Source organism: Bhargavaea sp. GQ12, from assembly GCF_059758705.1.
The window spans coordinates 1-11,966 of the sequence record NZ_JCAXEU010000011.1; the positions used below are offsets into that span (position 1 = coordinate 1).

Genomic DNA, 11,966 nt, shown 5'->3' on the forward strand with positions numbered 1-11,966 from the left:
GTCGCTCGCCGTGAAGAACATATCTCTTAACGAGAGCTTAATTATCATAACATCGCCGATCCGGAAAGTCAACACAAAAAGTGAATCTTTTTTTGTGGATTGTGCTCCGAACGACAACTTCTCTACTATACTCGGCTGCGCAGTAAAATGCAACCCTCAAAAACAAAAAAACAGGAAAACGGTCAAAACCGTTTTCCTGTCATGCATTTATTCTTCTTCCCGTCCGGATCCGTCGCCGGAGTCTTCAATCTCATCGGATCCGAAGTCTTCCCCGTCATCCTCTATAGAAGGGAACTCTCCTTCTACCGAGGATTCCGGCTCCAGCTTCTCGGGATCGTCGAATTGTCCCTCCAGAACGTCTTCCATCTCTCCATCCGGAAGGTCTTCTTCTTCTTCCTTTTCCACTTTCGCGACTGTTGCCACGTATTCACCCTCATCAAGCCTGATGAGGCGGACACCTTGTGTGATCCGGCCAATAACCGAGATGTCCGCGACATCCATACGGATCAGGATGCCGTGAATCGTGATGATCATGATATCTTCCGTGCCGTCAATCGACTTCATCGAGACGAGCGGGCCGTTCCTGTCGGTTACATGAAGTGTCTTCAGGCCGTATCCGCCGCGTGTCTGTCTCCGGTATTCGGATTCAGGCGTGCGCTTCCCGAAGCCCTGCTCCGTGACAACGAGGATTTCCTGGCCTTCCTCGACCACGTCCATACCGATCACATAGTCATCACTGCGGAGGTGGATGCCTCGTACGCCTGTCGCAGTCCGGCCCATCGGACGCAAATCGTCTTCAAAGAATCGGATCAGCATGCCCCCGCGCGTACCGATGACCACGTCTTTTGTCCCGTCGGTCACTTTAACCTGGACAAGTTCGTCGTCCTCACGCAGGGAAAGGGCGATCAGCCCGTTCGAACGGATATTGGCGAAGTGTGTAACAGGGGTCCGCTTGGCAACACCCTGCTTGGTGGTAAAGACGAGGAACGCTTCTTCGTCATATTCGTCCACGCGAAGCATCGTCGTGACACTTTCGCCTTTGTCGAGGCCCAGCAGGTTGATGATCGGAAGGCCCTTCGCCGTCCGGCTGAACTCAGGGATCTCATAGCCCTTCAGGCGATATACCTTGCCGGTATTCGTAAAGAACAGGATCCGGTCATGGGTGGACGTGTAAAGCAGGTGCTCGACAAAGTCGTCCTCATTCGTGCCCATGCCCTGGACGCCGCGACCTCCGCGCCGCTGGCTGCGGTAGGTGCTGGCCGGCAGCCGCTTGATGTAGCCGCGGTGCGTGAGGGTGATGACAGAGTTCTCGACCGGAATCAGATCCTCGTCCTCGATCATTTCGGAACCGCCTGCAGTGATTTCCGACCGACGTGCATCTGCGAACCGGTCTTTTACTTCGGCAAGCTCTTCTTTGATGATTTCAAGCAACTTGTTTTCGTCGGCCAGAATGGCGCGAAGCTCGGCGATGAGGATCTGGAGTTCCTTGTACTCTTCCTCGATCTTGTCCCGCTCGAGACCGGTAAGCCGCTGGAGCCGCATGTCAAGGATTGCCTGGGACTGCCGCTCCGACAGGCTGAAACGCTCTATGAGGGAGGTTTTTGCTTCGTCGGTCGTCTTGGAAGCACGGATCAGCGCGATGATCTCATCGATATGGTCAAGCGCAATGCGCAAACCTTCGAGGATATGTGCGCGGTCTTCCGCTTTGTTTAGCTCAAAGCGCGTACGGCGAGTGACAACCTCTTTTTGGTGCTCCAGATAATGGAAGAGCATTTGTTTCAGACTGAGCACCTTCGGCTGGCCGTCCACCAGTGCAAGCATGTTGATGCCGAAGCTTGACTGGAGGGCGGTGTGCTTATAGAGATTGTTCACGATGACATTGGCATTTGCATCGCGCCGGACTTCCATGACGATGCGCATGCCCCGGCGGTCCGACTCATCACGGAGGTCGGTAATGCCCTCAATCCGTTTTTCACGGACAAGTTCTGCGATTTTCTCAATCAGCCGGGCTTTGTTCACCTGGTAGGGAAGTTCATGGACGAGGATCGTCTCCTTGCCGTTCGGCGCGGTTTCAATCTCGACCTTCCCCCGTGTCAGGAGGGAGCCCCGGCCCGTCTCGTAGGCACGGCGGATGCCGCTCCTGCCGAGAATGAGGCCGCCGGTAGGGAAATCGGGCCCCGGAATGATTTCCATGAGTTCCTCTGTCGTAATGTCCGGATTGTCCGCGAGTGCGAGAACCGCATTAATCGCTTCCCCGAGGTTATGCGGCGGGATATTGGTTGCCATCCCGACAGCAATCCCCGAGGAACCGTTTACCAGCAGGTTCGGGAAACGGCTCGGAAGCACGATCGGCTCTTTTTCCTGTCCGTCATAGTTTGACTGATAGTCGATCGTGTCTTTGTTGATGTCACGCAGGAGCTCAGCGGAAATCTTCGACATCCGGGATTCCGTGTACCGCATGGCGGCTGCGGCATCGCCGTCGACCGATCCAAAGTTTCCGTGTCCGTCGACGAGCATATACCGGTAGTTGAAGTCCTGTGCCATGCGCACCATCGTGTCGTATACTGCGCTATCGCCGTGAGGGTGGTACTTACCGATGACGTCCCCGACAATACGGGCCGACTTCTTGTACGGTTTGTCCGCGGTGTTGCCGAGGTCCTGCATGGCATACAAAATCCGGCGGTGGACCGGTTTGAGCCCGTCACGGACGTCCGGCAGCGCACGAGACACGATGACACTCATCGCGTAGTCAAGGAACGAGGTTTTCATCTCCGTACTGATGTTAATGCGTTGGACGCCACGGTCCGGCGTGTCTGCCATGGTCTTTGACCCCTTTCAAGTAAAGCCTTATATATCCAGATTCTTTACATAAACTGCATTTTCTTCGATAAACTGACGGCGCGGTGCGACTTCGTCTCCCATGAGCTGTTCGAAAATCGCATCGGCTTCCAGTGCGTCCTCAAGTGTGACCTGGAGAAGTGTGCGGTACTCGGGATCCATCGTCGTATCCCAAAGTTGCCCCGCGTCCATCTCCCCAAGGCCCTTGTATCGCTGGATGACCGGTTTAGGCACCTGCGGAAGCCGTTCGAGGATTTCCTGCAATTCCGCATCCGAGTAACAATATTCGACATGCTTGCCCTGCTTGACCTGATAAAGGGGCGGCTGTGCGATATACACATAACCCGCTTCGACGAGCGGACGCATGAAACGGTAGAAAAACGTCAGAAGCAGCGTCCGGATATGGGCGCCGTCAACGTCCGCATCGGTCATGATGACGACTTTGTGGTAGCGGGCCTTCGCCAGGTCGAACTGGTCGCCGATCCCCGTACCGAGAGCGGTGATCATCGCCCGGATCTCCGTATTGGAAAGGATCCGGTTGATGTGCGCTTTCTCGACATTCAGGATTTTGCCCCGCAGCGGAAGAATCGCCTGGAAATGGCGGTCGCGGCCATTTTTCGCTGAACCGCCCGCCGAGTCTCCCTCAACGATGTAGAGCTCACTGATGGCCGGGTCGCGGGAAGAGCAGTCGGAAAGCTTGCCCGGAAGGTTTGAAATCTCGAGCACCGACTTGCGTCGTGTGAGTTCGCGGGCCTTTTTCGCGGCGACTCGCGCCCGGGCGGCCATGAGACCCTTTTCGACGATCATGCGCGCGCCGGTCGGGTTCTCCATGAGGAAGCGTTCGAGCCCCTCCGAGAACAGCGAGTTGACGATCTGGCTCACTTCCGAGTTTCCAAGCTTCGTCTTGGTCTGCCCTTCGAACTGAGGGTCCGGGTGCTTGATGGAGATGATTGCCGTCAGCCCTTCCCTCGCATCCTCACCAGAAAGGTTTGCATCATTATCCTTCAACAGGCCGTTTTTTCGCGCGTAGTCATTGATGACCCGCGTAAGTGCCGTCTTAAAGCCGGATTCGTGCGTTCCGCCTTCGTACGTGTTGATATTGTTCGCGAACGAAAAGATGTTCGACGCGTATCCTGCGTTATATTGCATGGCGACCTCGACGGCTATGCCGTCTTTTTCGCCTTCGATGAAGATCGGTTCTTCATGGATCGGCTCCTTGTCCTCGTTGATGTGCTGGACATAGGACTTGATGCCGCCCTCGTAATGGTAGGAGTCGGACCGCTCTTCCTCTCCGCGTTCGTCCGAAAGCGTGATCCGGATGCCCCGGTTCAGGTAAGCCAGCTCCTGCAGGCGGTGCGCAAGGATGTCATATTCATAGACCGTCGTCTCCGTGAAGATCTCGGGGTCCGCCTTAAAACGGACTTCCGAACCAGTCTCTTCGGAGTCGCCGATCACTTTCAGTTCATCGGAAATCTGCCCGCGCTCAAACGCGATAAAGTGCAGATGGCCGTCACGGGCCACTTTCACTTCCGTGCGTTCTGACAGTGCGTTCACTACAGAAGCACCGACACCGTGGAGTCCGCCTGACACTTTGTACCCGCCGCCGCCGAATTTCCCGCCGGCGTGGAGGACAGTCATAATGACTTCGACTGCGGGACGGCCGGTCTTTTCCTGGATGCCGACCGGTATGCCGCGCCCGTTGTCCTGGACCCGGATCCAGTTGTCTTTTTCGATCGCCACTTCAATATGGTCGCAGTATCCGGCCAGCGCCTCATCGATCGAGTTGTCGACGATTTCCCAGACGAGATGGTGCAGCCCCTTTGAACTGGTCGAACCGATATACATGCCCGGACGCTTGCGGACCGCCTCCAGGCCTTCCAGGACCTGGATCTGATCCGCTCCGTAATCATTGTTGCGAAGGTTCTCTTCTTCCATCGCCAATTCCGTTCACCTGCCCTTTCAATGCCCAAACGTGATGCAACGGTTTCCTGTATGCGTGAAAACCCGCGGAGGGATTTTCCCTGCCGCGCGTTCAGTCGTCGTGATTCTCGTGCTCAGCCGTGCCGGCCGAGACACGGTACAGATCCGCTTTTTGGATCGTCTCGTGCATAATGCCGTCCACGTTCGTTGTCGTGACCAGCGTCTGCACCTGCCCCTGGATGGTATTCAGCAGATGAGACTGCCGGTAATCGTCCAGCTCGGACAGGACATCGTCAAGGAGAAGAACCGGTGATTCACCGGTTTCCTGACGGAGAAGCTCGATTTCCGCGAGCTTCAGTGACAGTGCCGCCGTTCTTTGCTGGCCCTGTGACCCGTACACCTGGACGTCATGCCCGTTCACCAGGAATGTCAGGTCGTCACGGTGCGGACCGGCCAGTGTCACGCCGCGGTCGAGTTCCCGCTGCCTGAGCCCTTCCAGCCGATCCCTCAGCCGCGTCGCCATTTCTTCGGCCGACTGGTCGGGTTCGATGTCTTTCAGTGTTTCGTATGTGATGACAAGTTCTTCCAGCCCACGGGAAATCCCCTTATGAATCGGTTCTGCCCATTTCTGGAGCATCTCCGCGAACTCAAATCGCTTGCGGATGATGCGGATCGCCATATCGACGTACTGATCCGTATAGACATCGAACATGACATCCGTGAGCCCGCTCCTGCCCTGGTTGGCCTTCAGGATGGCATTGCGCTGACGCATCACCTTGTGAAACTGCAGCAAATCATGCAGATACACCCTTGATACCTGGCCGATTTCCATATCCAGGAAACGGCGTCGCACCTGTGGGCTGCCCTTGATGAGATGCAGATCCTCAGGCGCGAACATGACGACATTGAGCTGTCCGATGTAGTCGCTCAGTCTCTGCTGTTCCAGATGATTGACCCTGGCTTTCTTGCCCTTTTTGGAGAGTGTCAGCTCAAGCGGCAGAACGCCGTATTTCCGCTGTACCGCTCCTTCTATTTTACCATAATCCGCACCCCAGCGTATTAATTCACGATCGTTGGACGTGCGGTGTGATTTCGCCATTGCAAGCACGTAGATCGCTTCCATGATATTGGTCTTCCCCTGTGCATTTTCACCGATCAGCACGTTGATATTCGGTGAAAATGACAGGTCCAGTGATTCATAACTCCGGTAATTCCTCAGCTTAAGTTGCTCGATGTGCATCAGCTGTCACCCGGAGCCGGTCCAGAAACCCGGAACCTGCCCGTTCCCGGGATGTTGACGATATCCCCGTCACGCAGTTTCCGGCCCCGCCGGTTTTCCGGGTCGCCGTTCACATATACCGCATGCTCGGACAGAAACCATTTCGCCATGCCCCCGGAGGAGATGGCATCAGTCATCTTCAAAGCCTGTCCGAGTGTAATGAATTCCGTATCGATCGCAAGACGTTCCACGGTCGACACCGCCCTTCGTCCAATATTCGTCCATTCCTCTATTTTATCGCTTCCTGACGATAAACAAAAGGAACAGCCATTTCGGGCTGTCCCTTTCTTTCCATTCGGTGATCAGTATGTGCGTACCGGGAGGATCAGCTGCAGGAGCGTGTCGTCCTCGGCCGACTTCAAAATAAATGGCCGCATTGCGCCGGTGAACCTGATCACGATGTCCTGTCCCTCGATTGCTCGAAGCGCATCCATCATGTATTTCGCGCTAAAGGATATTTTCAGCTCTTCCCCTTCGACGGAAGCCGTTTCCACCTGTTCTTCGACTTTCCCGATTTCCGGGGAGTTCGAGGAGATTTCGACGGTGTTGCTGCCGTCTGCCGAAAAACGGACAACATTGTTCCGCTCTTCGCGGGCAAGCAGGGAGGCACGGTCGATCGACTGGAGAAGTGTCTTGCCGTTTACATGGATGTCGGTTTTGTACTCCGACGGGATGAGCCTGCTTGTATCCGGATAGTTCCCTTCAAGAAGCCGCGAATAGAACAGGACATGGCCAGCCCGGAACAGCACCTGCTTGTTGCTCATCGTGATACCGACCGGATCATTGGAATCTCCGAGGATCTTGTTAAGTTCCTGAAGGCTCTTGCCCGGGATGACGACACTGTAGTCGTCTTCAGGTGCGTTCTCAAGCCGGGTCTTTCGGCGGGCCAGCCGGTGGCTGTCGGTCGCAACGCAGACCAGCTCATCTTCCTGCACCTGCCAGTGGACACCTGTCAGGATCGGGCGTGATTCTGATGCTGATACGGCAAATACTGTTTCCCGGATGATCGACTTCAGCAGATCCGCCGGGATGGCAAAATGCCTGTCGTCATCAATTTCCGGTAACTGTGGGTAATCTTCCGCATCGGAGCCGATCAGATGGAATTCGGATTTTCCGGACCGGATGTGTGTCTGCAGATGTCCGCTCACTTCGATTTCGATGTCGTTTGTCGGAAGCTTCCTGACGATTTCGTTGAAGTATTTGGCCTGCAGCACGATCGAGCCGCGCTGGGATGTCCGGATGAGCTGCTCTCCGTTTTCTTCCGCAGGGATAAATGTCTGGATCGTAATATCCGAATCGCTTCCTGTCAGGTGAAGCCCTTCTTCATCAACGTCCAGTTTGATGCCCGTCAGAATCGGAATGGCTGCTTTTGAACTGACAGCTTTCATGACGTCGTTTAATCCGTCCAGAAGCCGGTCCCTCGCAATCTCAAATTTCATCTCGATACCTCGCTTATATATTTAATTTAAAAGTAAAAAGATAGTTAGTAATAGTAGTAGGGGCTGTGGATAAGTTGATAAGTCCGTTTTGACCAATTGCTCCGTGCTTATCTACATGTGCATAACCTGTTGGCACGGGTGCTCCCCGGAAGTGGGGTTATCCACATCAGTTTTTGCCGAGAACGGAGCGGATTTCTTTAATGTCCTGCTGAAGATTCTGGTCTTCCTTGAGCATTTTCGAGATTTTCTCGTGCGCATGGATGACGGTAGAATGGTCCCGTCCTCCGAATTCATCGCCGATTTTCGGCAGCGAGAACTCGGTCATTTCCCGGGAAAGGTACATGGCGACCTGTCTTGGGAAAGCGATGGACTTGGTACGCTTTTTAGCAGCAAAATCTTCAAGCCGGATGCTGAAGTGCTCACCGACGGCTTTCTGAATGTCGAGGATCGTGACCTGGCGCGGCCGGGCATTCGGGATGATATCCTTGAGCGCTTCTTCGGCCAATTTTGGCGTGATGTCCTCATTGACGAGTGACGAATACGCCACGACACGGATCAGTGCGCCTTCAAGTTCGCGAATATTGGTATCGATCTGGTTCGCGATGTACATCATGACTTCATTGGACACGTCAACAAGGCCATCCGCCTTCGCTTTTTTGCGCAGGATGGCAATCCGGGTCTCGAGATCGGGCGGTGTGATATCGGTGATAAGCCCCCATTCAAAGCGCGAGCGCAGCCTGTCTTCAAGCGTCGGGATCTCCTTTGGCGGACGGTCACTGGAGATGACGATCTGCTTTGATGACTCATGCAGCGTATTGAATGTATGGAAGAACTCTTCCTGGGTCTGTTCTTTTCCCGCGATGAATTGAATATCATCAATCAGCAGCACATCGACATTCCGGTACTTGTCCCGGAACTCGACGGCTTCGTTATCACGGATCGAGTTGATGAACTCGTTCGTGAACTTTTCTGAGGAAAGATAAACAACTTTTGCATCCGGCTTGTGCTCGCGCACATAATGGCCGATCGCATGCATCAGGTGGGTCTTGCCCAAGCCGACGCCCCCATAGATGAAGAGGGGGTTGTAAGCCTTGGCCGGAGCTTCGGCTACGGCCAAGGAGGCAGCATGGGCAAACCGGTTGCCCGAACCGATGACAAAAGTATCGAAGGTGTACTTCGGATTGAGCATGCCGTCAGATTGGTCGACATGCCGTCCGTTTTTCGGCTTGGGTGCGGGTTTCGGCATATCGAACGCTTCTTCATCGGCGTCTTCGGGCACGGTAAAACGGATATGTACGTCTTCGCCGGTGAGTTCGCTCATAATACCCGCGATCAGCTGGATATAGTGGTTCTCCAGCCAGTCACGCGTGAACGAATTGGGCGCGCCGATGATGATGGTGTCATTGCGGTAATCGATCATGCGTGTCGATTTAAGCCATGTGTCGAAGCTTGGCTTGGAAATCCGCTGTTCGACCCTGGCAAGCACCTGGTTCCATAAATCATCGAACTGTTCCAACACGAAACCTCCTTTTCTTTTTATTTGGTTGTCGAATCGTGACCCTATTAAAGGGATTTGCGAACAAATCCACAAGCTGTGGACAAGCAGTTTTAAAAAATGCGGAAAAAATTATCCACAACCTATCAACAATTGTGGATAAGATTTAACCGGCGAATTCCCCCGGAAAAGTTATGCTCCAACATCGTAACAGAAAAACCCGCCACTGACAACCAATTGCGGGACTTATCCACACGCCGGTTTTCTGTGCACAAACCCTTTATCCACAGGGGGTTGTGTTGTGCGAAACTTGTCGATAACGGGTGTGAATAACTTTTTTCCTGTCGAACTGCGCGCACAGCCGCCCCGGGAGAAACGTGGATAACTTTGCAGCCGTCAGAAAAGCGGACGCAGGGAAGATCCCGGAACTGCGGACAGAATAAACTATTGACACAGCTTCCTGTGTCTTATATAATGTGCAAGACTGTCCGATGTTTAAACGGCAACGATTAGGAGGTGCCCTGACTATGAAACGTACGTATCAACCAAATAAACGCAAGCACAGCAAAGTACACGGATTCCGTGCGCGCATGAAGACAAAGAGCGGCCGCCGCATTTTGGCTGCACGTCGCCGCAGAGGAAGAAAAGTACTTTCGGCATAAGTCCACTGATCACTTCAGTGGTCTTTTTTTTCGTTTAGGGGCGGCCGGGAAGGAAATGAATAGGTAAGGAATCCTGGCCGATCCCCTACCTTATAAGGAAGAAGAGTAAACGAGAAGCAGGTGGACCCTAACATGAACAAATACCAGCGGGTGAAGAAAAATGAGGAATTCCAGCGGGTATTCAAGCACGGGAAGTCGTTTGCAAACCGTCAGTTTGTCATCTATTCGCTCAGGACGGAGGGGCAGGAGGAGTTCAGGCTCGGCATTTCCGTCTCGAAAAAGATCGGCAATGCGGTCACGCGCAACAGGATCAAGCGCTATGTCAGGCAGGCGGTGCATGAATTGAAGGACGATCTCCGCAAAGATATGGACTATATCATCATCGCCCGCAGCCAGGCGGCTTCAATCGACTTCCATACGACGAAGAAGAGCCTGATCCATATCATGAGGATCGCCAAGGTGCTTAGAAAGAAGTAGAACGCTCTGCTCCCGCATGGTACGATGGTGGGAAAGGCGGAATAGCCGCCGCAGGAAAAGAATGAACGTCTGGGGGAAAGGTTTTGAAGAAGAAGTTGTGGCTGGTTCTCATGGTCGCATTCCTGGCCGCGTTCCTCGCGGGTTGTACGGAATTCAATGAACCGATCTATGAGGACAGCGAAGGATTCTGGAATAAATTTATCGTCTGGCCGCTTGTCTCGATCATCACGATGTTCAAAGGTCTGCTCGGCACGTACGGATTGGCGATCATCGCGGTAACCATCCTTATCCGCCTTGTTATTCTGCCGCTTATGATCAAGCAGGTGCAGAGTTCGAAACGGATGCAGGAGATCCAGCCTGAAATCAAGGCACTGCAGGCGAAGTATCCGTCAAAGGATGCCGTCACGCAGAAGAAATACCAGGAGGAGTTCCAGCAGCTCCTTAAAACACGGGAAGTCAACCCGGCAGCGGGCTGCTTGCCTGTACTTGTCCAGATGCCGATCCTGATCGGTATCTACCATGCAATCAGCCGGATGAACAATACGCCTGAGATTGCCCTTGGTGACATTTTCGGCGTCCATCTCGCAGAACCGAGCATTATTCTGGCGTTTATCGCAGCGGCTGCTCAGTTTGTCGTGCTCCGTACTGGTCCGGCCATGGACAATCCGCAAATGAAGGCAATGATGTACTTTATGCCGGTCATGATCTTCGCTTTCGGTACATTCCTGCCGTCTGCGCTGACGCTCTACTGGATCATCGGTAACATCATTTCATTCATTACGAACATCTTCATGTACAAGCCGTTCCAGAAAAAAGCCGAGCCGGCAACCGCGGCGACAGCACAGGATGCAGTGAAGCGCCCGGCGCAGCAGAAGCCGGCAGGCTCCCGTCCCGCGGCACAGCCGAAGGCAAAGAAAAAGGGCGGCAAATCAGGAGGGAAGAAAAAATGATTCAGACGGTCGCGACGGGCACCACGGTCGATGAGGCAGTCTCGAACGCACTGGCCAAACTCGGCCTGACCCGTGATCAGGTGAAAATCGAGATCATTGATGAAGGCAAAAAAGGGTTTTTGGGCTTCGGTGCGCGCGAGGCTTCGGTGCGCGTCACGGCCGAAGTGGTCAGCACTGAGCCTGAAGCCGCATCTGTTGCGGCAAAAGTGGAACCTGCGGAGGAAGCGCCCGGTGAACCGGAGGCAATACCTCTGGAGCCCATTACTTCTGAGGGCCCGGCATCAACAGAGACTGTGCAGCCGGAAAATCCGGCTGCACCGGACCCCGTTCCTCTTGGCAAGAACGAAGATGAAGAAAAAGGTCCAGTCGTTCCCGTGGTTCCCGTGGAGCCACTGGAGCCGGTCCGTCCGGAAGAGTCGGATGAAGAGCAGCGGGACCTTGACGAGGCGATCGGCATGACCGCCGGTTACCTGAAATCCGTCGTCCGGGAAATGGGGGCGGAGGACGCGGAAGTTTTCCACGCGCTTGATGGAAAGAATCTTGAATTCCGCCTGGAAAGCGAAAAAGCGGCACTGCTGATCGGCAAGCGTGGGCAGACCCTGAACGCGCTCCAGCAGCTTGTCCAGGTGGTCGCCAACAACTATGCCAAGCAGTTCCTCGTCGTCTCGGTGGACGTCGGAGATTACCGGGCAAAGCGTGCTGAAACGTTGAAGATGCTTGCCGAACGGAAGGCCGATCAGGCAGTCCGGACCGGCGCGCGTGTGGCGCTGGAACCGATGCCCTCTTCAGAGCGGAAAATCATCCACCATGCCCTCTCGGAGCGCTTTGACGTTGACACCCATTCGGAAGGCAAAGAACCGCACCGACATCTTGTGATTGAACCGCATAAATAAGAAGAAGCCGGAC

10 protein-coding genes are annotated in these 11,966 nt (G+C 54.3%); 4 read left to right on the forward strand and 6 right to left on the reverse strand.

Annotated features, from left to right (window positions below; translation table 11 throughout):
• Nucleotides 1–207: 207 nt before the first annotated feature.
• The 6 genes from gyrA to dnaA all read right to left on the reverse strand — a co-directional run bounded on the left by gyrA (nucleotide 208) and on the right by dnaA (nucleotide 8,992).
• Nucleotides 208–2,820 carry a DNA gyrase subunit A gene (gene gyrA, locus AC6CHQ_RS10890; RefSeq protein WP_251239283.1) on the reverse strand — a complete coding sequence of 871 codons (2,613 nt, stop codon included), beginning with the start codon at nucleotides 2,818–2,820 and terminating at the stop codon, nucleotides 208–210.
• A gap of 27 nt (nucleotides 2,821–2,847) precedes the next feature.
• Nucleotides 2,848–4,773 (reverse strand): DNA topoisomerase (ATP-hydrolyzing) subunit B, encoded by a 1,926-nt coding sequence (gene gyrB, locus AC6CHQ_RS10895; protein WP_251239372.1) that lies wholly within the window; start codon nucleotides 4,771–4,773, stop codon nucleotides 2,848–2,850.
• 97 nt (nucleotides 4,774–4,870) lie between these two features.
• Nucleotides 4,871–5,998 carry a DNA replication/repair protein RecF gene (gene recF / locus AC6CHQ_RS10900; RefSeq protein WP_498081555.1) on the reverse strand — a complete coding sequence of 376 codons (1,128 nt, stop codon included), beginning with the start codon at nucleotides 5,996–5,998 and terminating at the stop codon, nucleotides 4,871–4,873.
• Nucleotides 5,998–6,228, reverse strand: a complete 231-nt coding sequence (gene yaaA, locus AC6CHQ_RS10905) for a S4 domain-containing protein YaaA (protein WP_092053925.1) — start codon at nucleotides 6,226–6,228, stop codon at nucleotides 5,998–6,000. The genes recF and yaaA overlap by 1 nt, the downstream gene beginning before the upstream one ends.
• Nucleotides 6,229–6,339: 111 nt before the next feature.
• The gene (gene dnaN, locus AC6CHQ_RS10910; protein WP_092053921.1) at nucleotides 6,340–7,476 is read right to left on the reverse strand and encodes a DNA polymerase III subunit beta; all 1,137 of its coding nucleotides are present in this window, start codon (nucleotides 7,474–7,476) and stop codon (nucleotides 6,340–6,342) included.
• Between the two features lie 166 nt (nucleotides 7,477–7,642).
• Nucleotides 7,643–8,992, reverse strand: a complete 1,350-nt coding sequence (dnaA, locus tag AC6CHQ_RS10915; RefSeq protein WP_092053917.1) for a chromosomal replication initiator protein DnaA — start codon at nucleotides 8,990–8,992, stop codon at nucleotides 7,643–7,645.
• Between the two features lie 506 nt (nucleotides 8,993–9,498).
• On the opposite strand from dnaA, the gene rpmH reads away from it, so the two are divergent.
• From rpmH to jag, 4 genes are all read left to right on the forward strand, one after another.
• Nucleotides 9,499–9,633, forward strand: coding sequence for a 50S ribosomal protein L34 (gene rpmH, locus AC6CHQ_RS10920; protein WP_081607183.1), 135 nt, complete (start codon nucleotides 9,499–9,501; stop codon nucleotides 9,631–9,633).
• Between the two features lie 132 nt (nucleotides 9,634–9,765).
• Nucleotides 9,766–10,110, forward strand: coding sequence for a ribonuclease P protein component (gene rnpA / locus AC6CHQ_RS10925; protein ID WP_092053912.1), 345 nt, complete (start codon nucleotides 9,766–9,768; stop codon nucleotides 10,108–10,110).
• A gap of 83 nt (nucleotides 10,111–10,193) precedes the next feature.
• Nucleotides 10,194–11,060, forward strand: coding sequence for a membrane protein insertase YidC (gene yidC, locus AC6CHQ_RS10930; protein ID WP_092053908.1), 867 nt, complete (start codon nucleotides 10,194–10,196; stop codon nucleotides 11,058–11,060).
• Nucleotides 11,057–11,953, forward strand: coding sequence for an RNA-binding cell elongation regulator Jag/EloR (gene jag, locus AC6CHQ_RS10935; RefSeq protein ID WP_424237367.1), 897 nt, complete (start codon nucleotides 11,057–11,059; stop codon nucleotides 11,951–11,953). The genes yidC and jag overlap by 4 nt, the downstream gene beginning before the upstream one ends.
• The last annotated feature ends 13 nt before the right edge of the window (nucleotides 11,954–11,966 follow it).

What these genes read in the sequence shown, in the direction of transcription:
- gyrA (WP_251239283.1), bottom strand. Translation starts at nt 2,820, where the DNA reads ATGGCAGACACGCCGGACCGTGGCGTCCAACGCATTAACATCAGTACG.
- dnaN (WP_092053921.1), bottom strand. Translation starts at nt 7,476, where the DNA reads ATGAAATTTGAGATTGCGAGGGACCGGCTTCTGGACGGATTAAACGAC.
- recF (WP_498081555.1), bottom strand. Translation starts at nt 5,998, where the DNA reads ATGCACATCGAGCAACTTAAGCTGAGGAATTACCGGAGTTATGAATCA.
- rpmH (WP_081607183.1), top strand. Translation starts at nt 9,499, where the DNA reads ATGAAACGTACGTATCAACCAAATAAACGCAAGCACAGCAAAGTACAC.
- jag (WP_424237367.1), top strand. Translation starts at nt 11,057, where the DNA reads ATGATTCAGACGGTCGCGACGGGCACCACGGTCGATGAGGCAGTCTCG.
- gyrB (WP_251239372.1), bottom strand. Translation starts at nt 4,773, where the DNA reads ATGGAAGAAGAGAACCTTCGCAACAATGATTACGGAGCGGATCAGATC.
- rnpA (WP_092053912.1), top strand. Translation starts at nt 9,766, where the DNA reads ATGAACAAATACCAGCGGGTGAAGAAAAATGAGGAATTCCAGCGGGTA.